This is a genomic window from Stieleria maiorica (genome assembly GCF_008035925.1).
Classification (GTDB): domain Bacteria; phylum Planctomycetota; class Planctomycetia; order Pirellulales; family Pirellulaceae; genus Stieleria; species Stieleria maiorica.
Map to the genome: position 1 here is coordinate 6364992 of NZ_CP036264.1, position 24047 is coordinate 6389038.

The 24047-nt window shown below is 59.4% G+C and carries 12 protein-coding genes; 6 read left to right on the top strand and 6 right to left on the bottom strand.

Features of this window, described 5'->3' with window-relative positions:
* Nucleotides 1–3 precede the first annotated feature (3 nt).
* The 4 genes from Mal15_RS21615 to Mal15_RS21630 are packed head-to-tail and all read left to right on the top strand — an operon-like array spanning nt 4 to nt 5525.
* On the top strand, nt 4–783 hold the full coding sequence (locus Mal15_RS21615; RefSeq protein ID WP_147869675.1) for a class I SAM-dependent methyltransferase: 780 nt from the start codon (nt 4–6) through the stop codon (nt 781–783).
* Nucleotides 776–1633, top strand: coding sequence for a hypothetical protein (locus Mal15_RS21620; protein WP_147869676.1), 858 nt, complete (start codon nt 776–778; stop codon nt 1631–1633). The genes Mal15_RS21615 and Mal15_RS21620 overlap by 8 nt, the downstream gene beginning before the upstream one ends.
* Nucleotides 1630–4551 carry an AMP-binding protein gene (locus Mal15_RS21625; RefSeq protein ID WP_147869677.1) on the top strand — a complete coding sequence of 974 codons (2922 nt, stop codon included), beginning with the start codon at nt 1630–1632 and terminating at the stop codon, nt 4549–4551. The genes Mal15_RS21620 and Mal15_RS21625 overlap by 4 nt, the downstream gene beginning before the upstream one ends.
* Nucleotides 4548–5525, top strand: coding sequence for an AAA family ATPase (locus Mal15_RS21630; RefSeq protein WP_147869678.1), 978 nt, complete (start codon nt 4548–4550; stop codon nt 5523–5525). Before Mal15_RS21625 ends, Mal15_RS21630 begins: the two co-directional genes overlap by 4 nt.
* Nucleotides 5526–5632: 107 nt before the next feature.
* On the opposite strand, the gene Mal15_RS21635 is transcribed toward Mal15_RS21630, so the two are convergent.
* Nucleotides 5633–6409, bottom strand: a complete 777-nt coding sequence (locus Mal15_RS21635; protein ID WP_147869679.1) for a hypothetical protein — start codon at nt 6407–6409, stop codon at nt 5633–5635.
* Nucleotides 6410–6945: 536 nt separating this feature from the next.
* On the opposite strand from Mal15_RS21635, the gene Mal15_RS21640 reads away from it, so the two are divergent.
* Entirely contained in the window at nt 6946–7938 is a 993-nt protein-coding gene (locus Mal15_RS21640) for a PDZ domain-containing protein (RefSeq protein ID WP_167546968.1), read from the top strand.
* A gap of 157 nt (nt 7939–8095) precedes the next feature.
* On the opposite strand, the gene Mal15_RS21645 is transcribed toward Mal15_RS21640, so the two are convergent.
* Both Mal15_RS21645 and Mal15_RS21650 read right to left on the bottom strand, forming a co-directional pair.
* Nucleotides 8096–10096: a sulfatase gene (locus tag Mal15_RS21645; RefSeq protein ID WP_233902941.1), complete on the bottom strand. Its 2001-nt coding sequence runs from the start codon at nt 10094–10096 to the stop codon at nt 8096–8098.
* A 78-nt stretch (nt 10097–10174) separates the two neighbouring features.
* A complete protein-coding gene (locus tag Mal15_RS21650) occupies nt 10175–14278 on the bottom strand; it encodes a ThuA domain-containing protein (protein ID WP_147869681.1) in 4104 nt (1367 codons plus the stop codon).
* Nucleotides 14279–14528: 250 nt separating this feature from the next.
* On the opposite strand from Mal15_RS21650, the gene Mal15_RS21655 reads away from it, so the two are divergent.
* Nucleotides 14529–15920, top strand: a complete 1392-nt coding sequence (locus Mal15_RS21655; protein WP_147869682.1) for an arylsulfatase — start codon at nt 14529–14531, stop codon at nt 15918–15920.
* Nucleotides 15921–16063: 143 nt separating this feature from the next.
* On the opposite strand, the gene Mal15_RS21660 is transcribed toward Mal15_RS21655, so the two are convergent.
* The 3 genes from Mal15_RS21660 to Mal15_RS21670 all read right to left on the bottom strand — a co-directional run bounded on the left by Mal15_RS21660 (nt 16064) and on the right by Mal15_RS21670 (nt 23852).
* Complete coding sequence (locus Mal15_RS21660; RefSeq protein ID WP_147869683.1) at nt 16064–19570, bottom strand: PVC-type heme-binding CxxCH protein; 3507 nt, start codon at nt 19568–19570, stop codon at nt 16064–16066.
* 208 nt (nt 19571–19778) lie between these two features.
* Nucleotides 19779–22811, bottom strand: a complete 3033-nt coding sequence (locus Mal15_RS21665; RefSeq protein ID WP_167546969.1) for a protein kinase domain-containing protein — start codon at nt 22809–22811, stop codon at nt 19779–19781.
* Between the two features lie 318 nt (nt 22812–23129).
* The gene (locus tag Mal15_RS21670; protein ID WP_147869685.1) at nt 23130–23852 is read right to left on the bottom strand and encodes an RNA polymerase sigma factor; all 723 of its coding nucleotides are present in this window, start codon (nt 23850–23852) and stop codon (nt 23130–23132) included.
* Nucleotides 23853–24047 lie beyond the last annotated feature (195 nt).

Here is a 24047-nt window from a genome sequence, read left to right on the forward strand (position 1 = left end):
GACATGACCCCAACGAAATCACAAACTCCCTCCGAAACCGCCTGGTGGAAATCGTTTTATGATGATGTGGCCAAGGTGGTCCTGGCGGACCAAGCCCCCGCCACCATCGTGCGCCAGGTCGACACGATCGTGCGGTTGACGGGCCTGTCGAAAGGTCATCGCGTGATTGACCAGTGTTGCGGTTTGGGGCAACATGCCTGCGAACTGGCAAGCCGTGGTGTCGATGTCGTTGGAGTCGATCAGTCGGCCGATTACATCGATCATGCCCGACAACTTGCCGGACATCGGAATGTCGCTGCCGAATTTGTCGTCGCCGACGCGTTGGAGTATCAACACCCCGAGCGTGTCGATGCGATTTACAACTGGCACAGCAGTTTCGGTTACGCCCGACACGATGCCCAGAACGGGCGGATGCTTGACGCCGCCCGCCACTCGCTTCGACACGGCGGGATGATGTTGTTGGAATTCCCCAACATGTTGCACCTGTTGGCCAATTTCCAGGAATCGATCGTGTCGCAGCACCCCGACGGGGTTGCCCTGACGCGGACGTCGCGAATCGCCGCCTGCACCGGGACGCTGCATCAAGTTTGGGAGTATCGGCGAAATGGCCAGCGCGTCCGTCGACATGAGAGCACGCTGCGGATCTATCTGCCGGATCAACTGATCAAAATGTTTTGTGACTATGGTTTTGACGATGTGTGCGCTTTGTCACCGTGCGGCGAACCGTTGACGCCGGCAGAGCCGCGTTGCATCATCGTGGGGAGGAACCCTTCGGATGGTTGATTTAATCCAACGCTACGACGGTCAAACCGACGCTGAATTCCGGTCGGTCCTGTATTCTGGAACCGTGCTGGTGATGCCGGCCTCGGAATCAACGCGACGGATCCGTGAATTCTGTTGGGATCGTATTTGTCAGGTGTTCGGAGACGATCCGCGCGGCGCGACAAGGCGGATTGATGGTGAAACGTTGTTTCAAAAAGCCGGCTTGCTGCGACGGGAGTTCTACCAATCGGAGGTGTGTCGACGCGGGATCGCCGATCTGTTGCGGCAGACCGGTTGCGACGTTGATGACCATCGATGTGACCCCGTTCGATTGCGCGTCATCACCGAAGGCGGGCACCACAACCCGGCCGCCGCGCCGGTCTACTATGCCCATCGCGACACCTGGTACTCGAATCCGCAGTGCCAGATTACATGGTGGATGCCGCTCCATCGGGTCGAAACGACCGAAACGTTTTCGTTCTTACCCGATTACTTCGATCGGGCGGTGGGAAACGATTCGGGCGGTTTCGATTATCGGCAATGGACGTCCAAAGGAACCGATCTGAAGATCGGCTGGCAGGACGCCGACGCGGGACGTCGTGAGCTTTACCCGCAATTGCGTGAATCGCTACCCCAGCATCGCCGGATCGCGTTTGAGGCGGAGCCGGGCGAAGTGATCGTTTTTTCGGGCCAGCATCTTCATCAAACGGTCCCCATCGAGCAGGGCGAAACGCGGTTGAGCGTCGACTTCCGGACGGTCTGTTTGTCCGATCATCGGCAGGGGGCTGGACCGGCCAACGTCGACAACCATTCCACGGGAGACGCGTTGGCTGGTCATGTTCCGGTCGTATCCGCGGATTTGCAGCAATGAGGGAGTTGTTCTGCAGCGCGTTTGATCGAGTCGTCAACAGGTACCCCGAACATGTCGCCGTCGAACAAGACGGTCGACGGCATTGCCGTTACCGCGAATTGCAATCGATGTCCCGCGGCATCGCCGGTCTGCTCCAGTCCGCAGGCGTTGAACGGCAAAGTGTGGTCGCGATTCGGATCGAGAAGTCGATCGAATACATCGCCAGTCTGATCGGTATTTGGCGGGCCGGTTGCATCGCGCTGCCGCTGCCGGATGTCTTTCCCGCAGCCGTTCGCATGGAAAACGGCGATCGGGCCGGGGTTGCGGCCGTGTTGCAACCTGATCCGTCATCCTCCCTGGGGGTGCAACTGGAATGGACCGGTCGGCCCCGCGTGACGCACGCCGGTGATTTGGCCTACATTTTTTTCACCTCCGGATCGACCGGCAGTCCCAAGGGAGTGGCGGTCACGCACCGCGGTCTGGTTCCAGTTTTGAAGGATCAGATCGACGCGTTCGGGCTCTCGCCCGAGACACGTTCGCTGTTTTATTTGTCAATTTGTTTCGATGCATCACTTTCCGATATCGGGACAGCTTTGTTGAGCGGCGGGACGTTGGTGATCGAGTCGGAGGTCCAGTCATCGCCGCCGGCCGCGTTGATGCGATGCATCACGGAGCGACGGATCACGTATGCCGATTTGCCGCCGGCGATCGTCTCGCGAATCGGCAAACTGAAGCTTGCGATCCCCGAGTCATTGTCCACCGTCGTCGTCGGCGGCGAGGTCTGTTCGGCGGAGGGGATCGACTGGTTTTCCGATCGGTTGAACCTGTTCAATGTTTATGGACCTACCGAAGCGACCATCTGCACCAGCATCAAACCATGCCGACCGGGAGTCATGCCGACCATCGGAACGCCGATCGCAGGCATGCGTTATCGAATCGGTGGGATCACCGGCGACCGGGTTGAAGACGTAGCTGCCGACGGTGAAGGTGAATTGTGGATCGCGGGACCCGGGCTGGCCGCAGGCTACATCGGTGATCCGAAATTGACCGCCCAGAAATTTGTAATGCTCGATGGCACGCGTTGGTATCGGACCGGCGACCGCGTGCGACGTGAAGGCGGTGGCGAATATCGATTCGTCGGTCGTGTCGACCGGCAATTCAAACTGCTGGGAAAACTTGTCGAACCCGAGGAGATCCGCAGGCGTCTGTTGGAGCATCCGACCGTCGCGGAAGCCGCCGTCGTTCCGCTGCAAGACGATCGAGGTTCGGTTCGCGCGGTGGCGGCACTCGTTTGTCCGACCGACCCGTCAACGTTTTCACTCGTGTCGCTTCGCGAACACTTGCGGAACGGGCTGCCCGCTTGGATGGTTCCGACGACGATCAAGGTTGTCGACTCGATTGAGAGGACGGCGACCGGGAAAGCGGATCTCCATGCCGCGACCGCGTTGGCGACCGAACATGCGCCAGATCGGCAGCCACCGCCCGACTCCGTCGTTGCCGAGACACTTCACACGCTTTGGGTGGACGTGCTCGGACACGATGATTTCGGGTGGGACGACCCGCTGGACGCCGTCGGCGGCAATTCACTGGCGGCGATGGAATTGTTGGCCCTGGCACGTGCAGGCGGGATCTCGCTTCAAGCCCAATGTTTGCAATCCCAGACGCTGCGTGAATGCGTGTCCGAATGCGTCCTTGACGATCCGACGACGACCCAACGGCTCGAACGAATCGTGCAAGACTTGGCTCGCGCTGTGCCTGAGTTGCCGAAAACTGGATCAGAAGCGTCATGTAATCGGGTGATCTTGCTGACCGGCGCGACGGGGTTTCTGGGCACGTGGGTATTGGATGCGCTGGTGGCCAAGCAGACGGGGGCGAGGCTGCGTTGCTTGGTCCGTGCCGCCGATGCGTCGGATGCCTTGGATCGGATCAATCAGTCAAGGACAACGTTTCTGGGCCGGGACGCATTGCCGTTGCGGAGGTGCGACATCGAGCCGATTTGCGGTGACATCGCGGCGGCCCGGTTGGGGTTATCGGAAGCGGAATGGACGGCGACGAAAGAACAAGTCACCGACATCGTGCACTTGGCCGCCCGAGTGCACTTGTTGGAGGGGTTTCATTCGATGCGGGGCAGCAACCTTGATCCGATCACGACGCTCGCCGAGCTTGCGTCGCGTGGACGGCCCAAAGCGATTCGATATGCGTCGACCTTGTCGGTTTTTGTTTCGACGGATCGTGCGCTGGCGTGTTACGAAGAATCGGATCGGCTGGACGAATCGGCGCGGGTGTTCGGCGGGTACGCTCAGACCAAGTGGGCGGCCGAGAGGTTGTTGTGGGCCATCGCCCGGCAGCAGACGCCGTCGGTCTTTCGGTTGGGTTTGTTGACAGGAGACTCCCGGTTCGGTGTCGGTCCGGATCACGATCAGCTGGCGATGTTTACACGGGGGATCGCCCGGTTGGGGGTCTATCCGCAGGGCATCGAAGAATTCAGTATTGATGTCACGCCGGTCGACCAAGCGGCCAACGCACTCGTCACCTTGACGCTCGGGAATCACACCGGTGCGTTCCATCTTTGTGGTCCGGCCCCCGTCACGGTGTCCCGTTGGATCGCGGCGATGAATGGTGTGGGACCGGAACTGACGCCGGTGTCGCGTGAGTGCTTTGCTTTAGCCGCTCGGCAGTATCAAGCCGAACCGTCACATTGCCCCAGTGGCCGCCAGGATGTCGCCGCGGCATGTTTGGCGCTAGACTATCGATCGACCGCCCGCTCGGAGAGTCGGCCGCTGGATCTTTTTCTCGCCACCGCCACGCGGTTTGACTGTACCAGGACGAATCAGCTATTGCGATCCAGCGATGAACGGATCCATGCAGTCACTGATCGGCAGCTTGAGACGATGGTGGTGAGAATGCTGGAAAGAGTGCGATCGGGAGTGGATGCATGACGACGGGAATGGTCTTGGGGAAATTTTTGCCGCCGCATCTGGGGCATGCGTATCTGATCGATTTCGCCCGACACTACGTCGATGATTTGACGGTCGTCGTCGGGACGCTTGCCGCGGAGCCGATTCCGGGAATCAAACGCTGGCAGTGGATGCGCGAGATGTTTGGCGGTACGGGAACGAAAGTGGTTCATCTGGACCAGGAGTTGCCGCAAGATCCCTCGGAGCATCCCGAGTTTTGGCGTCTTTGGGAGAACGCGCTTCGGCCGCTGATTCCTGAGCGACTTGACTACGTTTTTGCTTCGGAGAACTACGGCTGGAAACTTGCCGAGGTGCTGGGGGCACAGTTTGTCCAGGTTGATCTGGACCGCAGCGTGATGCCCGTTAGCGGCACCAAGGTGCGCGAGAATCCACTGGCGCACTGGGACTACTTGCCGCCCTGCGTCCGCAGCCACTTCGTGCGCCGTGTCTGTGTGTTCGGTCCCGAATCCACTGGAAAAAGCACGTTGGCGAAAGACCTGGCGAATCATTTTCAATCGATCGCGGTTCCGGAGTACGCTCGAACGTTGATCGAATCCCAACAGGGGCGGATCGAAGCTGGCGACATCGTCCGAATCGCTCGGGGACAGACGGCCAGCGAAGACGCATTGGCGCGGGCCGCCAACCGCGTGCTGTTTTGCGACACCGATCTGTTGTTGACGACGATCTGGAGCGAATGGCTGTTTGACGATTGCCCCGACGAAGTCCGGAGCCGCGCAAACCAGCGCACCTACGATCTGTATCTGTTGACCGATGTCGATGTGCCTTGGGTCAAAGACCAGGTCCGTTACCTTCCCGCGGATCGACGCAATTTTTTTGACCGCTGTGAATCGAAGTTGAAAGAACAGAACCGCCGTTACATCGTTGTCCGTGGAAGCTGGGAAGAGAGGTTCCAGACAGCCGTCGGTGCGGTGGAGGCGATGTCCCTAAACCCGTAGCGGAAGCCGCCAAGGCTTTCGTCTCGCAGCAGTCCACACGGGAAAAGCCGAAATTCTTGGCGAATTCCGCTACCACGTACGACCCTTTCCGGGTTTAGGGACAAAGCCTAGTGATCATCCCACGGGACGGTTTCCACAGTGGAGACGAATTCCCAAACTACGCCTTCGCCGGTGCCGTCGCCACGGAAATGCACCAGTGGGTTGGTCTGCTTTCGATTCAGACACTTGATCGTGTCGCTCAACCGGCGTTTGGCGTCCTGGTCCGGCTGCGGCGGCAGCGGATCGTCGATTCGTGGCGGCCACCCTTCTTCTTCAAACGCACACAGGATCGCTTGCTGATTGACGGCCACCCACTTGAAACACTTGACGATCATCCCGTTGACGCCCAAGACGCGTCGCTCCGAATCCCAGCGCGGTCGTCGGACGTCCGGGTGATGACGGCCATTGGCCCCCGCGGCGGTCTCACGCGGCGTGGTTTCCTCCGCGGCCTCGACGGTGTGCGGAACGTCGATCACACGCGTGATGCTAAGGGCGGCTGATTGGTGGTTTGCTAGCAATGCTTGGGCAAGCCGGATGCCTCGATCGGTCAGGACGAAGCAGGTCCGTTCGGGAAAGATCAAGTTACCGGTTGGCAAGAAGGCACGCCCATCGTCACTTTCCAGCGTCACCTCGCGCTGATGGTGGACCAACCCGTGACGCACCAGCCAGCGAAAATCATTGGGGGCCAAGCCCAAAGCCGTCAGTTGCTCCATCTCCACCGCGAATTCCCAACGGTCGCAATTGGATTGACACGCATAGTCAATGGCGGTCAGGAGTGGACGAAAAGCAGTACGAACACGATGTGGCACGCTGTCAACGTGCAGCGAGAGATGATTCATCGCCATGCCCCGGTCTCGATCAATTCGGAGTTGATGCTTCCTTACCTTGTCGGATTCACAAACCCCCCAGCAGTGTTTCTTTCCACTCTAAGGTCGCGGCATTCCGATTTCAACAGGAGAACCCTTCGAATTCACGATTCGCTCGCTCGGATTAACGCAGGTGACTGAACGGTTGTATCGTCGCACCGCGGCGTCGGGGCCGTCCTCCCAATTTCATCACGCAGCGACCGCCCGGAAGGGCCGTCGTACGGGGGTGCGCTGATACGGCCCGACGCGATGTTTGTTGCCGAGCAACTTGGCCGCTTTGCGAACGACCATTGAACGACCTTCGATCAAACCACCGTCATTGTTGATCGGTGAGCACGTTTTGAAGCAATTGGTACGCGGTCTGCTTCTGTGGCGAGGCCGACGTGAAGGCATCGAGTTGATGCTGTCAGCGTCCGGGGCTGACGCCTTAACGGTCTGTGAACGACCGGTTCGGGTCAGGGACAAACCGTCCCCTGCCCGACGAATTTCCCCACAATGAATCGAAGGAGATGTTGATGCGTATTAAAAGTATTCTCTGCGTCGCGGCCATGGCCGGAACCTCACTGGCTATTCCCGCAAGCCATTCGACCGCACAAGGAATCGGTCAGGCGATCACAAACCAATTGGGCTCGGGACAATTAGGTTCGGGGCAAATCGATGCCGGCGCCGGTCTCAACGCGGGTGCCAATGCGACGCTGCAGAATCGCGTCGGAGACACCGTCGGTGATGCGGTCCGTTCCGGAATCGACGCCGCCACCGATCAGGTCCGCCGAGGTGACTCCATTCGCGGGGCGATCGGAGAAGGCACGCGGCAAGCGATCCGTCAAGGCGTGGACCAAGCCACCGGACAGGTGTTGCCCAACGTGAACACGCGGATGCGGCAGCGGGCACGACTGGGGATCGGTTTGCAAAACACCGACCAAGGCATCCGAATCACCAACGTCACCCAAGGCAGTGCCGCCGCACAAGCCGGGCTGCAAGCCGGTGACGTTGTGGTCAGTGCGAACGGCCAAGCGATCACGTCGACCGACCAACTGGCTCGAATCGTCCGCAACGCCGATTCGAACGCGCAGTTGAACATGAACGTGATGCGTAACGGTCAGCAACAAGCGGTGACCGCAACCTTGGCCGCGCGTCAGAATCAAAATGATCGCTACACGGCACGCAAGCCTGCCATCGACGGTTCGGCAAATGCGTCAGCGCAATACGAAGCTCGCATCAAGTCGTTGGAAGACGAAGTGCAGCAACTGAGAGCGACGATTGACGAACTGCGTGGCAATTACAACCGCGATCAAGGCGGATCGGCTGACTCGCAGAACCGAGCGACGCAGAACAATGCGGATGTGAATTTGGAAGGTTCAGCCGAGTTGGATGCTTCGGCCGATCAAACCTCGGCTGAGACGTCGGGATCGGTCGATGCAGACGCGGCGCTTGATTCCGGTCTGGACGTTGATGCCAGTGGATCCGCGTCGACGGACGCTTCGCTGGACAACCCGCTAGACAACTAATTCGGAAACTGACCGGACCGCGGTCCGAGACCGCAGTCTTAGTGAATGACCTGATGTGCGTCGAATTGCGATGCACGTCCGATGCCCCGTCGATGAACGTGCCGCCTGGCGAGAGGCGGTACGAGGATCGGCGGGGATTTTTTTGCGCCGTCTTCGGCTACCGCGAGACGCCTGAGAAGTCCCACAGCGTTTCGCGTCCGCCGGCGCCTCGAAAACGAATCGATTGAATTTCCAGTTCCGCCGCATCGGCGGGCAGATACAACCGGATCACGCTGCTTCGATCTTTCAGTGGCAATTCAACGCTGACGTCTTGCCATTGAGCGGCGGGCGCGAGCTGGTAGCTGACGACTTGGCCCGATTCGGGGAACGTCGTCTGTCCCGCGGTCTTCCATTGCACTTTGCCTTGCCCTCCGGCCGACGCGCGGGCGCGCAGCGTCAGGGTGATCGGACCAGTGGACTTCACTTGGGCTGTGCCCAAGAACGGCGTCCGTCCTTCGATGACGACTCGAATCGCACCCTCGGATTTGACCAGTTGGCACATTCGCGGCACCAACCCGGAGGTGACGTCGCTGGACCCGGGCGTCGCGGTGGCGTCTGCTTTGTAGTCCGGGTTCGGTTTCGGATACAACGCTCCGGTGTCCCGCACGAATTGGTCGATCAACCCGTCCAGTTCCGCCACCCGATCGGGCCGCATGGTCGCAAGGTTTTGGGTTTCACCGATGTCGTCCTTCAAATTGTACAATTCGCGGGTTTCCGGATATTGGGGATGCGGTTCAAACCGTCGAATCAATTTCCAGTCTCCTTGGCGGACAGACACCGCGGGAATCAAGTGTGGGAACCAGGTGAAGTAGGCTTGGCGGTTCAGCCTGCCGGTTTGCTTCAACACGGGAAGGAGCGACTCCCCATCGACGACGTGCCCGTCGGGCTTCTCCAGGCCCGCGGCCTGCAGGATGGTCGGGTACAGATCGATCGGTCCGACGACGGCATCGCTGGTCGACCCGGGTTTGATCTGACCGGGCCATCGGACCATCAGCGGCACGCGTTGTCCGCCCTCGTAGATTCGGCCCTTGCCTTCACGCAACGGGGCATTGTTGGTCGGCGGTTGGTCTCCGGCCCACTTCTTCCAGTCTTGGACGAACTCCCATTTCGGATGGCCCGGTTTGATGTTCACCATCTGTCGGCTTCCGGGCACGTTGCTGTGCGTGTTGCCGCCATTGTCGCTATAGAAGATGAACAGCGTGTTGTCGGTCAGCCCAAGTTGGTCGAACTTATCTAACATGCGGCCCAGGCTTTCATCGACGCTTTGGAGCATCGATGCCATGATCGGATTGTTCTGCCGCCCGAGAGGGTCGGTCTTTTCGGCAAATTGCTTGGTGTAGGCTTCCTTGTGTCCCCAAGGACCGTGGACGGCGTAGTGCCAGAAGTTCAGGAAGAAGGGTTCGTTGCGATGGGCTTCGACGAACCGAATCGCTTCATCGGTCAGACGATTGGTGATGTATTCCCCGTCCGGACCGTCGGTGATCGTCCCGACGTGATGTTTCCCCGACGGATTGCCCGTGCGGTGGACGCCGTAGGGTGAGAAATAGCTGGCCGGTCCGGGACTCGGTTCGGCGTGAAAGGCGACTTCGAATCCGTGCCGCTCCGGCCAATGCTGTTGGCTCAGTCCCAAGTGCCATTTGCCGAAATGACCCGTCCGGTATCCGGCGTCGCGCAGCACCTCGGCCAAGCTTTCCAGTCCCGGGTCCAAGTAGTTCTTGCTGTTGGCGTAGATCAAGGGCCGCTGGGCGGGCACCTTGGCCGGATAGGGGGACGCACCGGCGGGGGCTGCCGGTTGATGTCCCGACGCGGATGTCACGCGGTGGCGAGACGAGTACTGGCCGGTCAAGATCGACGCCCGCGTCGGTGAACATAGGGGCACGGCGTAGGCGTTGGTGAAACGCATCGATTGCCGCTGCAACCGTTGCATGTTCGGCGTTTCATAGTACTGCGAACCGTACGGCGTACTGTCCATCCAGCCCATGTCGTCGACCAGAAACAGGACGACGTTGGGTTTGGCCGCAGGAACCGGATCGGCGGCCATCAGGTGCGTTGTCGTCCAAGTCATCAGGGTGGTGACGATGACCGACAGCCAAGTCGCAGGGAGTGCATGTGTATTCATAATCAGGATCGATGGAAATCGCTTTCAGGATCGACAGGAACCAACGGACAGGCTGGAAGCCCATCCCACAAATTGCCTCTACCTTGACATCCGCGCGCCGAGGGGGACGAGTTCGTTGAAGCGGTCGATCGGCTGCTTTGCCGTCCAGGCCATCGCACGCAATAGAATCGTCCGGAAGATCGGATCGTCAAACGTCCAACTGTAGTGGCCCGGAATACTGACAAAGACGCGTCCCGCCGATCGTTCGTAAGCCCACATTTGCGGCCGCGCGGCGCCGTCTTCGATGCTCGTTGCGAACAAGGTGACGTTCTCTGGCTGGCCGGTCAGTCGCCAATAGCTTTCGTCGTACAACTGCAGCGGTTCGATGTTGCGCATGATCGGATGGTCGGTGTTGTGCACGTTCAAGGCGAGTGGTCCATGCCGGTAACCGATGCTGCCCCCCTTGGATGCCAAACCAATCCGACGTGAGAAATCATCGGCGCGGTCATTGCCGTTGACCGCCCAGTGGACGTAGATCGCGCCGCCGCCGGAATCAAAATACCGGTCCATCTTGGTTTGACGCTGATCGTCCCAGTCGCCCTTTTGAAAGAACACCAAGACATCGGCGTCGGCGAGTTGTTGATCATCTGGGAAATCCCAGGCGGCGTCGACATCGACCGCTTCGGCGGCGGCCAACAATTGCCCCCACTGAATCTGCCACGCCGGGTAGTCGTGTTCGCCCGGGCCGTGATCCTTCTTGCCCGCCACCAACACCACCTTGATCGGGTCCAACACGCTCGGCGGTGGCTCTGCCCCGGCCAACACCGCAGCCACCTCGGCCTGGGTGCGAACCGGCGGAGCTTCCAGCGGTGAATCCAGTGGCATGTGCGGCGGCGGAGTCAGCAGGAACGTCATCAAGTCGCGAAACTGGTCCGCCGTCAATTTCTCGTCGATGCCTTTGGGCATCACCGATACTTCCGCCGGCTTGATCGTGTCAATCTGTGCCTTTTCCAATCGCGTGGTCTTGCCGTCGGCGTCTCCCAGCATCAACTGACCGTCCACCGTCTGCAGCGTTCCGGTCAACACGCGACCGTCGTGCAGCAACACCGTGTTCCCCAGGTAATCCGGATTGATCGCAAAACTGGGGTGTTTGATGTCACGCTCCACCGACGCATAATCACGATGCACCAGGTTGCTCAGGTCGGGACCGATGTCGGAGCCGGCCAGACTGGAGCCTGGGCCGTGGATCGCGTGACACTTGAAACAGCCGGCGGCGTCACTGTGAAACACACGTCGTCCCCGCCCCCAATTCCCGCCCTGGATTTCCGCGATTTCGATCGCATCGATCGGCGACGTGTCTTCATCGGCACCACTGGTCCATGGCAAGTGGAATCGACGCAGCGGCAACGCTCGCAATCGCGAATCCTCGTTGGTTGACGCGGAGAGCGACCAATCGGGGGTGCTGTTTGCGGCGATGGAGGCACGCACGGTCAGTGGAACATCGGCCGCCGTTTCGGGATCAATCTGGATCGTCGCGCTGAACGTTCCGTCATCGTTTCGGTTCGCATCGATCTGTCGGCCTGCGACGTCCAGGTGAAACGACTGGGACGAGTGAGCGGCCAGTGTGACGATTTCTTCGGGCCACTGGTAATCGAGCGTCGATCCCGGTTGGACTTTGGGTCGCAGCAGATCGCTGACGTCCAACCGAGTCTGCATGGTAAGCATTCCGCCGCCGGAAATCAGCTTGCGTAGGTCATCGTGAACCGCACTCTGCCGCGTGAATTCATCGTTGACCTGCCAGTTGACGTGCGGCAACCAACCCGTCCATTCCGGATTCACCGTTGCATCCTCGCTGTGGCGGGTGAACGTCGCTTGTATGCCGCCGAGCGTCAGATCAACATCGATCGACGCGATTTGTTCGATGCCATCGGTTGTTGATGACTCGACGGGTGATTGATAGGGAATGGAAACGGCATAGTGATCGCGCGCCCCCATCGGATCGGTTTGCAAAAGCACACTGCGGCGATCACCGGACAATGCCATGCCGTGAACGGTCAGGTTTTGACGTGGGGTCGCCAGTTGACGTTGGACGACGGCGTAGGGTGGCATCAGCGTTTCGAATTGGTCCCCCGCGCGGACGAATTTGCCGTGCTGGACGACGATCCGGTCGACGACGTTTCGCAGCATCGCGGGGTCCAGCGGGCGATCGAACGCGATCTGAATTTCACGCGGCGAGTTTGCCCATACGTCGACCGGCCGCGCAGCTTCGGGACGCGACATTCGGATTCGGTACAACTTGCCCATGCCGGTCGGCCCCGTGCCCCAGTCGGGCGGGCCGCTGTGGCACGCGACCACCAAGTCGCCGTTGGGGGCGACACAGGCGTCGACGGTCAACATCTGCAAACACGCTAACAATTGCGTCGATGCGACGTAGCCGGAGTCCGTTTTTACCAGTTGCGTTCTCCAAATCTTTCCACGCGATTCACCGCAAACGATCGCGTTTCCGGCCCACCCCTTCGGCCCGAAGATCGGCGCGGATTGACCGTCGCCGTTGAACACCATCCCACAGGTCGATTGGTGTTGCGGAGCGTAATCGAAGACGGACGGTTCATCGATCACACCAGGATTGTGCCGCGGGTGTCGGGGCGGGAAACCGTAGTGTCGATCCGGCTCAAGATGCAGCAATTCGTCGAACGGATTTCCGTTGGGCAACCACGTCGCGCCTTCCTGTTCGGCGCAAAACAAGTCACCGTGCCGGTTGAAGGCGAACGCGATCGGGAATCGGATGCCGGTGCAAACGGTTTCACGGGTCTTGAAGTCCGGCGAGACACGTTGCACGGTGCCCCGATCGCTTTTCAGGTCATAGTGTGCGACACCCTGCTGGTCGATCAGATAGGCATTGGCATAGTTGGCCGTTCCCAGTCCGAAGTACAGCGACCCGTCGGATGCCATGGCGATACCGGTCGCGTCGACATTCTGTGGGATTTCATCCCAACCGGTCGCCACCACGATTTCTTCGTCGGCTTTGTCGTCGCCGTCTTTGTCGACGATCAATGACACCTTGCCCTTGCTGGGCGTGAAGACGCCTTGCCCGTGCGGATAGTTTTTCGGCGTGACCAACATCCCGATCGGTCCCCGCAACGAACCTTCATTCTTCCAAAACAGTTCGGCTGTGTCCTCCAATGAGTCGCCGTCGCTGTCACGCAGCAAGTGGACGTCGCCGTTGTAGCCGAGCGTGACCAGCGTACCGTCATCGCGAAATCGCACGTTGTTGACGTTGGTCAATTCGACCGGGATCTCGTGAACTTCAAATCCAGGCACCAGCATTTGAATCGCCAGCGGGTTTTCAACTTTCTGCAGTTCGGCTGAGTCGTTTTCCAATCGCAACGCATCCGGCAATGTTTCGGCGAGGGACGCGTGCTTCGCTGTCAAGTAACGCTCGACAGCATCCGTTTCGTGATCCGAAAGCATCCGGTCGTAGATCAGGACTTCGGCGATGTCGCAGGTCAACGGACCGGCAACGCGCATCTCACCTTGTCCGTTGTGATAATAGCGAGCCCCCAACGTCAGTTCCGCGAGCGACATCGTTGACGGTACATAGGGGCGTTTCCCCGCATCTTGTCCATCAACTCGCAACGAAACGGTTTTCAAGGCGGCATCAACGCGGAGGGCGACATGATGCAAGGTCCCGAAGTTGAATTCACCCTCGAAAAGGTCCCGAAACCCGCCGAAACCGCGTCCTTCCGCATTGATGACGTTCAACTTTCGCGTCGGACCGGGCCCCAAGTCGAGATTGAACCCGGTTTCGTAGTCGCGTCCTCCCGGCGCGTTGGATGAGATCCAACCGCGAAAGTCGCCGGGGTTGGCGTGGGGCGCCACGACAACGAAGACGCTGATCGATTCGGTTGAGATGTCGTTGCCGACACTCCGCAGGTGCGATCCGGAGAATCGCACGACGTGGGTGTCGCCGATTTCAACCAACGAGGGCTGTTGATCCGAGGATGATTGCGAAAAATCGCCTAAGTCAGCGGCAAGGTTGCTCCATTTCGGTACCGGCCCGGTCTGCTGTGTCGCCGCCAGTTGACTCGCATCCAAATGCAAAACGAGCCCACTGAATCTGGGTATTGGATTTTGATCCGCGGAGGCCATTCCGGCGAAGAGGATCAATTCGAGCAGCAATAACGTTCGAACGACGTACATCATCAATCACCGTCGAGCCAAAGGATGACGAGCCATTCGGCTCGGTTGAAATTCCGCCGGTATTGTAGCCCGTCACCGCCTGGGCAGCGTCGTTTTACATCGCCACCCTCGCCAGAGCGTGGAAAATGGCGGGGATCCACCTTCTGGCGAAGGTAGCTACGCCTGGCCGGAACTCACGAGGTTTCATCACGTTATATTTCAGTCGTCGAATCACATGAACACGGTATCCTTTGATTGAGAGTTGGCATTGCTGATGAACTACCCATCGACGGTCGCGCTGACGCTGTTTTGCGTATCGGGCTTGCTGCTTCCCCACGCCGTCGCCGAACCACCGACGCCACCTTCGAAAACCGATTCGCCGCCCAACGTGATCTTGATTCTGGCCGATGACATGGCCCTGGGAGACCTTTCCAGCCTGAACGGCGGGCTCAGCCGGACTCCCCACCTGGATCGCCTGAAGGACGACAGCGTCTGGTTCTCACAGGCGTATTCCGCCGCCCCGGTGTGCGCGCCCGCGCGGGCGGCACTGTTAACGGGTCGCTATCCGCATCGCACCGGAGTGGTCACGTTGAATCAGCTGACCTATCCGTCGTTGACACGCCTGCGCCGCGACGAGACGACGATCGCAGAACTGCTTCAAGACCGCGGATACGCAACCGGACTGATCGGTAAATGGCACTGCGGCAATGGCCAGGGCTATGAACCGAACGACCATGGTTTTGATGAATTTGAAGGCTTTCTCAATCACACCTTTATCCGCCGGTACTTTGATTATCGATTGCAGGTGGCGGGGCGGACCGTCGAGGTCAACGATCAATACCTGACGTCCGATCTGTCCGCCCGGGCGGTCGATTTTGTGCGTCGACATCGGGACGAACCATTCTTCTTGCACCTGGCGCACTACGCACCGCATCGCCCGATCGATGCCCCGGCCGAGCGGATCGAACCCTATTTGCGGCGTGGGCTCGACCAGCAGACCGCGACGGTGTACGCGATGATCGAAATCATGGACCAGGGAATCGGCGAGTTGTTGGAAGAACTGGATCGACTGCAGATCCGCGAGCAGACGATCGTCGTGTTTGCCAGCGACAACGGCCCCGACCCGTTGGTTCAGCGACGGTTCAATCACGACCTTCGAGAAACCAAGTACACGGTTTACGAAGGCGGGGTGAAAGTGCCGTTTTTGGTGCATTGGCCTAACAAGCTGACACCCAAGGAGCTTCATGATACCGTTCACTTCACCGACGTGCTGCCGACGCTGATGGAACTGTGTGGCTTCGACGTGCCCGAAACGCTTGAACTGGACGGTGCGTCCTTGGCGGGACGGTTGACGGGAAACGCCGATGTCGCACCGTTGCCCGGGCAACGGTTTTGGCAATGGAATCGCGCCCAGCCACGCTATTCGCACAACGCTGCGGTCCGCGAGGGCAATTGGAAACTCGTGCGGCCCTTCGTGACACGCAACATTCCCAAGAACGATTCGGAGCTTCCACCGGCACTTTACGATCTGTCGTCCGACCCGAGTGAATCACACGACGTGGCAGCCGAACATCCCGAGCGTGTCACGCAGATGAATCAGGCGCTGGAATCATGGACTCGCGCGGTGGAGCGGGATCGCACGCGAACCGAATCGGTTGCGGACTAGTCGTCGACCGCAAATCCATTGGCGTACTTGACGATGTGTCCGCAGCGTCGCCGTGTTCTCCGAACTCGGCGCACGCGAAAACGCGAAGCTTGACCCCGCGACGACCTGGAAAGGACCTCGTACAACCCATCGTCCTCGATCCGCTAGCGTTTTCTGACTTCGATGATGTACTTCATCAGGTCATTGAATTCCTTGCGGCTTTTCAGCTGACGCGCCAGGTTTTCCGGCATCAGCGAAACCTTGGATTCCTTGACGTCTTCGATGTCATCCTGAGCGATCGTGATCGGCGCGGGTTCGGCCAAGTTTCTCAAGACGATCTCGTCGTCGTTCTCGGAGATCCGCACGCCGGTTTGCACCTTGCCGTCGGCGGTCAGGATGCTCACCTGTGCGAATTCCTTGTCGATCAGCTTGGAGGGATCCAGGATCGATTCGACCAACTGCACGGGCGTCAGCTTGGTTTTGATTGTGGTCAAATCCGGACCCAGGCGTGCCGCCCCGCCCGGCGGGTCGTGACAGGCAAAGCAGGCGGCGGCGGATTGATAGAACAGTTTTTTTCCGCGTCGCACGTTTCCTTGATCGATCGCAACCTTGGCCAATTCGGCTGGCGGCGTGCTGAGCAGTTCTTCTTCCAAGGCTTGATTGGAGAACTCTTCGGTCTCGACGGCCGGCACGTCCTTCATCAGCGATGCTTCCAGCGGGTGCTCGGCGAGCAAGTCGTCCGGGGTCCAGAACGTCGATCGGTCGCCGGTCTGCTCGCGCACTAGTTTGACGCTGTGGGGGCTGACCGGTGAGGCTTGGTTGCCCCAGGTGTTGCGAACGAAGGTCAAGACCGCCGCAACTTCCTTGTCATTAAGCAACGATCGGAACGCGGTCATCGGCGGCACGCCGCGCGAGGGATCATACGTCTTTCCGTTGACGGTCAGTTTCCCCCACAATCCGTGCAGCGTCATTTTGATCAGACGGTCCTCGCTGCCGTTGACCCAGGGGCTGTCGACCAGCGACGGATAGATGTTTCCGCTGCCTTTGCCGTGCGTCAGGTGGCACGTCGCGCAGTGCGATTCCCGTTGATAAACCTCCGCGCCCAACTTGTACACTTTTCGATCGGCAGGACTGAGGTGCTTGGGGGGATCGAATTTGACGAACTCGATTTCGGCCGGCGCCTCAAATCCGCTCGCCCCGGTGGTGTCGACGTTCTCCCAAAAATGCTTTACGGTGTTTGCCGCCACGACGGCGTGTTTGACGTCGGAACTGAGCAACATGTCCAACAGCGCTTCGTTGCGAACTCCGTGTTGCTGGTGCAACCAAAGTGCTTCGAGCAAGTGGTGGGCTTCGGTTTCGTCGTTGGGGTCAAAGTCCTTGATCCATTGCTGTGCCGCGGCGATCACTTCGTCGGAGTCGCGGCCGCTCAATTCCACCCGCGTGCGATGGCGGACGCCGTTGACGGGGTGCTTCAGGTTTTCCAGCAACGCCGCGATCGGTTGGCCGTCGATCTTGACGGGCTGCTGCAGCGGGCGGTCTTTGACCGTCAGACGGAGGATGCGGCCGTGTCTGTGGTCGCGGTTGGGGTCGCGAATGTTGTGTTGCATGTGGCCGATAATGGCGTTGTGCCAGTCGGAAACGTACAACGCGCCGTCTTCACCGACGACGGCATCGGTCGGGCGAAAGTTCCGATCCTCGCTGTTGATCAATTCCAACCCCGGCGTTCCCCAGACGTGTCCGAATTCGCGGTCTTTGCCGTTCCCCTCGCGATCCAGGGAATACTGTTTCACACCCAGAAAACCGATCGTGTTGCAGATCAAAAAATCGTCCTGCAGCTCTTCGGGGAAGTGCTGCGAGGACAAGATCGCATTGGCCGCGACGGGGCGGAATTCTTTTTCCAGCAGGGTGTGCATCTTGAATCCCTTGCCTTCGGGACGCACCTGATACGATCGTCCCCCGGTGCCGTCGTTGGCGTAGCAGTAACCCCAGTAGTCAAAACTGGTGCCGTGCGGGTTGGGCGAGTTTCCGGCGTGGGGCGTGATCGCAAAGGTCCGCGGGTCAAAGCGATACATGCCCGACGCACCGATGTTCAGGTTTTGTTTCCACGGCGTTTCGTGGTTGTGGACCAGAAAAATTCCGCTTTGCCAATAGATCCCACCGTCGGGGCCGAACACCAGATTGTTCGCCGCGTGGTGCGTGTCGGCGGTTCCCAGCCCTTGCAGCATCGGGTATCGCACGTCGGCTTTGTCGTCCCCGTCGGTGTCTTTCAAGAACAGCAGATCGGGCCCGGAGGTGACGATGACGCCGCCGTTCCAAAACTCGAACCCGAGCGGGTTGTGAACGTGGGCAAAGATCTTTCGCGTGTCCGCCTTGCCGTCTTTGTCCGTGTCCTCAAAGATCATCAGGCTGTCGTTCATCTCCTTGCCGGGTTCCCACTTGGGATAGGTGTTCCAGCTGGCAGCCCACAGCCGCCCCTTGGCATCGACCTGCATCTGCACGGGATTGGCAAGGTCGGGGAACTGGACTTCGGAGGCAAAGACGTTCAATTCGTAGCCCTCGGGAACCCGTATCTTTGCGATCGATTCTTCGGGGCTCAGGTAGTCGATGCTGCCTTCTTTTTCCGCGCTGGAGCTTTTGCTGCCACCGCCGATGTTGGAGATCACTTTCACCGGCGGCGGGACGTTGCTGTCGTCGACGGTGTATGTTTTCCCCTCGGCGGCTGCCCAGATCGCAGGGTCGCGATTGGCGGTCATTACATCCAGCATGACCAGTTCGTGTTTCAGCACGTCGGCGTTGCTTTGCCCATCGACAAAGGTCAGCGTCGATCGACCGCCCCAGATGTCGTTGCCGTCGGTGGCGTGATAGCGATTGTGCCAATGCCAGTTCTTGTCCTCGACCGCCGCGTAAAGGTCAGCGAGCGTTTCGTCGGCCGGCACGGTTTTGCCGAGCAGAGCCTGTGAGATGATTTGGCTGAGCTGGCGATAGCCGTCGGCGTTCAGGTGGATGCCGTTGAGGGTGTACCGCTTTGAATCGGATTGAAACAGCTGAAGGGTCGGGGTGTACAGATCGACGAAGGTGGCCCCCGTTTCGGCCGCCGCTTTTCGAGTCGCTTCGGTGTAGACGGCCAGATTCGCGTTCAGCTCTTGCCCGTCGGGAAGATGCCGGTCACCGGTGAATTGGTAGGCGATAGGGCTGAACAAGACAAAGCGAATGTCCTTGCCCGCCTCTTTTCGCAGCTTGGTGTATCGATCGACCAGCTTCACCAATTCGCCCCGATAGGCGTCCGCTCCCGCCGGCCCGGCAAACGACTCGTTGTAACCGTAGAAGCTGAACAACACGTCCGGGGCAACATGCTGCAAGTACTCGGCGTCGTTGGTGAAACCCTGGTTGCGGGGGCGTTTGTTAACGATGTCGCCGGAGAAGCTCATGTTGCGAAAGCGGACGTTCATCCCTTTCAGCTGGCTTTGCAGCACCGTTTCGACCCACGGGTCGTGCTGCATGCGGTCGGCCAGACCATTGCCGTAAATGGCGACCACATCGTTGGCACGAAATTCAAACGGCTCGGCCGCGTCGGCCGCGGGGCGAAAGACCGCTACGGACAAGACGCCGACCAGCAACAGTGGAACGACGGCGTTCTTCGGAATGGCAACGAAGCTGCGGATGATGTTCATGAGGCTCTTGTTGATTGGGGGCTGTTCGCCAATGCGAACAATGCCCGTGCGGAAATCGCGGGGGGGCGGACGATGGGCGCGGTGGGGATCGAGGAGGGAGATTCGGAGATTGTAATCGAGACGGCGACGTGCAGAAGGTAGTCAGGCTGCGCGGCATGGAGAATCGTGACGGGGTCTCCGTGGTGGGGGCACGCGACAAAATGCCGCCCTAGTGGGGGACGACCCAGGTGCCGGCAATGCGGTCATGCCAGCCTCTTTCGGCGATAAAGACCGCCGCCAGCACCCACAACACAATCAACGGTGTCACTCGCGGGCTCATCCTGATGGCAAACACGATTGCCAGGGCGAAACACGCCAGGACAAGGATCCAGAAAAACAGTGCGCGGATCAGCAAACGCCGACGACGGGCCGGTCGGCCGCTTCGATCGACAACCGCACAATCAAAAATGCGGACGAGCGGCGAGGTTGAAAACAACATCGCGGACAACAAACTGGGCAGGACGACCAGTGCACACAGCACAAACACGGAGCACAGGATCACAAACGCGGCAAACGAGCCGCCTAACTCATAGTCGGTCGGCCGCCACACCAGAGCATCCAGCACTTCGCTCCATGGCTCGAGTGCCTCCTCGGCTTGCCGCACCTGATCGGCATCCGGCGGAGGCGTCTCGTCAAGAAACCGTCGCAGCAACTTCAAGTCGCGTTCGGTCCCGAACACCTGCGTCAAATCTGCTTGCCAGATCTGTTCGTTTCGGATCGTTTCTCGATAGCGGTCGACGACGATGATTTTGATCGCGTATGACAACGCTTCACGGCGCTGCATGCTGATCGTTCCACGAATCGTTTCGGGAAAATCCAATGCTCCCGCCGGGCTCGTCCGACCAACCTCGCCGGTGTGTTGCAAAAGGTCATAAAGTGCAACGTATCCGCTAAGCTCGCCGACTTCGGGAGTCTCTTGAAGTAACCTCCGCTCTGCGGCGGCAAAGGCAAAGAACAGGGAAAAGGCCGCCAGCGGCATCATCAAGCAACCCACCATGATCCCCCAGCGTCGTCCCAGCGAGACCGTCGTCGCGCCATGCGTCGTCGCCCGCAACATCCGGTGCAACTCCGCCGGCGCAGATGGCTGATTTAAATCGTCAAGCGTCTCTCGCGACTTGAGCGGGATTCTGCAACTGAATTCCGCCGACCGGGCGTCGGCATCTGAAACGATCCGATCCTCTATCGCCGCCAGTGCCACTCGCTTTAGAAACGTTGCCGGCGTGTCCGACCGATCAACCGCCGCAGTGCCGTTTGCTTCATCGATCGCCAACGACGGAGGCTCAAAATCTAACAACAACGCTCGATTGGACGCTGTAATCCACACGCGGTCGAGCGACCACGCGACCGGCGTCGCATCCGCAGCTTGCGATTGAAGTTCGGCTGCCAAGTCCGTCAACCAAAAACGGATCGAATTCCATGGACGCTCGGATTTCGGCAAATTCAGCAATGCGTCGCCGCCGGGATCTTCAAACGCATGCCATACATGTGTCTCGTCGCGACCACTCGCCAGATAATGCAATCGACCGACGCGTGAAATCGACTGCAACGGTCCTGGAAGAGCTTTTAACGAGGTTGACGAGGCATCACCGCGAACGATCCACACCTTTCGCAACAGACGCGGGTCGTACGCCAACAACAACTCGCGATCTGGTCGCGAATCGATCGTCTGTAAAACATGGTACGGGCCCAGGACCGTTTTGGACTCTTCTGGCGCGCTCACGGCAAGAGCGGGCGTGTGTTTTGAAGACGTCTGTGCATCGAGGGCTGGTCGTGCCTGGACCGCGGGAACCTGGATGACGCGAGTTCCGCTGACCAGTTCATGTACCGCGGCGTAACCGTTTCGATGTCGCATGGTGGCGAACGAGAGCAGAAATGAAAAGCTGCAAATCCACGCGGCCAGCGTTTCAGCAGAACGCATGTCGTCGCCCTCGAAACTTCGTATGGCGAATTCGGCATCGATGGCGTACAGCGCCCACCATGGGGCGGACAAAAAGAAAAAGAACGTCAGGGAACGAGCGCACGCACGCGCGATTCCGGAAGCATCTTGATTGATGCCGACCACACGCAGGCGAAACAATTGTTTGCCGATCGAGGTCCCCCAAAGCCCTTCCAGCACCGTGAAGTACCCGATTATCACGGCAAAGGCGAAAAAGGACGCCCAGCGGAGCGAGACATCGGTATAGGGGCCGAAACCGGAAAACATCGCCTCTGCGGTTTGGTACCAACCGACGAAATCATCAAACCAGACACCCGAAATCAGTGACAAGACCGCGATCACGAGAACCGTATCGACCACGTTGGCGACCATCCGAAATCCCACCGTTGCCGCGGCGCAAGCTTCCGACCGATATGGCAGCAGGTCCTCGCGTAATTGTTGATAGCTGGCGTAACGATTCTCAGCTTGTTTCTCCAGGCACTTGCAAACGATGCGGTCCAGCCCCTTCGGAATCTCGGGGCGCAGCGCGCTCGGCGGTGGGGCGGGTTGCTCCAAGACGATCGCCAACAATCTGACCATCTGGTCCGCCTGAAAGGGCAGACGTCCCGTCAATAGATTGAACAGCGTGACGCCGACGCTGTAGAGATCCGATCGTACATCCAATTCATCGCCGCGCAATTGTTCCGGAGATGCGAACAGTGGCGTACCGAGAATCACACCGCTTTGCGTCAAATCCACTTCGGTCCTCAACTCGCTGGAAATCGAGAGGCCGAAGTCGCCTACCTTGACGGTTCCATCAGCGGTCAGGAAACAGTTTGCCGGTTTGACATCACGGTGCAGCACGCCCACCTCCGCCGCGGCTTCTAACCCGTCAAGAATCTGCAGAATCAAATCGACGCACTCACCCACCGTCGACAGACCGCGCTGGTCGATCCGGTCGTCCAGCGTGCCCCCGTCGACCAACTCCATCGCAATCACGGGAACGCCGTCGATTTCCTCGGTGCCGAAAACGTACACGCTGTTGGGGTGATTGAGCGATGCGGCGAGTCGGCCTTCGCGAAGAAACCGCGATCGATGCCGGGCTGACTGCAACCGATGATTCAGAACCTTGAGCGCAACCACGCGTCCACTGTCCGATTCTTCGGCGGCATACACGCAGCCCATCCCGCCGCTGCCCAACAGCCGAACAATCCGGTAACGCCCGAGCATATCACCGGCCGCCAAACGGCTCGTCGAAACTTGGCCCTCGGCTGCGGTCGTCTTCAAGCCCTGTCGGATCAGGCAGGCCGGGCACAAACCGGATGTTGAATCGCCAGTCAGCGGGGCACCGCACCGGGGGCAAGTGTTGGATGCTTTCATTGTCCGGACCAGGACTCGGAAGGACGATCGGAATTGACTCTACCATCACCTACCGAAACCGCTCCAACAGGTCACGCGAAAAGGCCAGAAAAACATCAGCCTTGAATGGCACGGGCTTAAGCCAATACGCTGAGCCGTAGGCGCTAGCCTCGGGCGTTACCGCCGTGCCAAAGGCCTGTCAAGGCCCGCGGTTAGCGCCGGCTCACTAAGCCCGTGTCATTCACATCAGCCTCTTTGGGTTCCCTGCAAGGCGGAAAAAAGCCACCGGATTTCGTCGTCAATCTGGTCCTCTGCCGCCACCGTGTCGGCGATCGCGGCCCGCAGCAGTTCACGGTATCGCGCTCTCAACCGGTGTGTCATCATCTTTAGTCCACCGACCGACTTGCCGTGGGCTTGGGCCAATTCCGCGTATCGCATTCGGTCGCTGTCGGCCAATAAGAACGCCTTCAATTCGGCAAACAGCTGCGTTTCATCTTCGAATTCCGATTCCAGTTGCTGCATCACCTGGTCGATCAGATGGATCGCCCATCGCCGATCGTATTCCTGATCCGGTGTCACGGAAGTGGCGGGATCGATGCGAAACGTCTCGTCCGCGGATTCGAAATCGAGTGAAAGAATGGATTGCCGTCCACCACGCTTTTCCGCGGAGGCTTTCTCCCGCTGATGGCTGATAAAGTTCTTGAAAGCGGTCAGCAAAAACGATCGGAAACGCCCACGCTGCGGTGAGGCGACCCGCACGAGATCCTTTTCCAGCAGCTCGGCAAAGAATGCTTGCGTGAGGTCTTGGGCGTCGTTGACATTTCCGACGCGGCGTCGCGCGAACAGGTACAAAGGTTGCCAATACGCCTGGCAAAGCTCGCTCAGGGCCTGCTGTTGTCGCTCGCGACCCGAATGTCCGTCGAGTGAGCCGTTGCTGACATTGTCTTGCGAGACTTGGATCGATGACACACTCCCCGGAGCACGGCGATTGCCAGCGGTCGTCGAAGAGTTGTCCGAACGCGCGGCGGCCTGAATCAGGCTCCAACGGGTCGTTCGAAATGCCCCCACGCGTTCAGACGAATGCGCGGGGTTTGGGGATGCTCTTGCCATGGAATCAGATGCGCGACAATGACTCGTCTTGCTGCTCTCGGCGAGAATGGGGTA

Excerpts from the sequence above, each read along its gene's own strand:
- Mal15_RS21615 (WP_147869675.1), top strand. The coding sequence starts at position 4 with ATGACCCCAACGAAATCACAAACTCCCTCCGAAACCGCCTGGTGGAAA.
- Mal15_RS21620 (WP_147869676.1), top strand. The coding sequence starts at position 776 with ATGGTTGATTTAATCCAACGCTACGACGGTCAAACCGACGCTGAATTC.
- Mal15_RS21625 (WP_147869677.1), top strand. The coding sequence starts at position 1,630 with ATGAGGGAGTTGTTCTGCAGCGCGTTTGATCGAGTCGTCAACAGGTAC.
- Mal15_RS21630 (WP_147869678.1), top strand. The coding sequence starts at position 4,548 with ATGACGACGGGAATGGTCTTGGGGAAATTTTTGCCGCCGCATCTGGGG.
- Mal15_RS21635 (WP_147869679.1), bottom strand. The coding sequence starts at position 6,409 with ATGGCGATGAATCATCTCTCGCTGCACGTTGACAGCGTGCCACATCGT.
- Mal15_RS21640 (WP_167546968.1), top strand. The coding sequence starts at position 6,946 with ATGCGTATTAAAAGTATTCTCTGCGTCGCGGCCATGGCCGGAACCTCA.
- Mal15_RS21645 (WP_233902941.1), bottom strand. The coding sequence starts at position 10,096 with ATGAATACACATGCACTCCCTGCGACTTGGCTGTCGGTCATCGTCACC.
- Mal15_RS21650 (WP_147869681.1), bottom strand. The coding sequence starts at position 14,278 with ATGATGTACGTCGTTCGAACGTTATTGCTGCTCGAATTGATCCTCTTC.
- Mal15_RS21655 (WP_147869682.1), top strand. The coding sequence starts at position 14,529 with ATGAACTACCCATCGACGGTCGCGCTGACGCTGTTTTGCGTATCGGGC.
- Mal15_RS21660 (WP_147869683.1), bottom strand. The coding sequence starts at position 19,570 with ATGAACATCATCCGCAGCTTCGTTGCCATTCCGAAGAACGCCGTCGTT.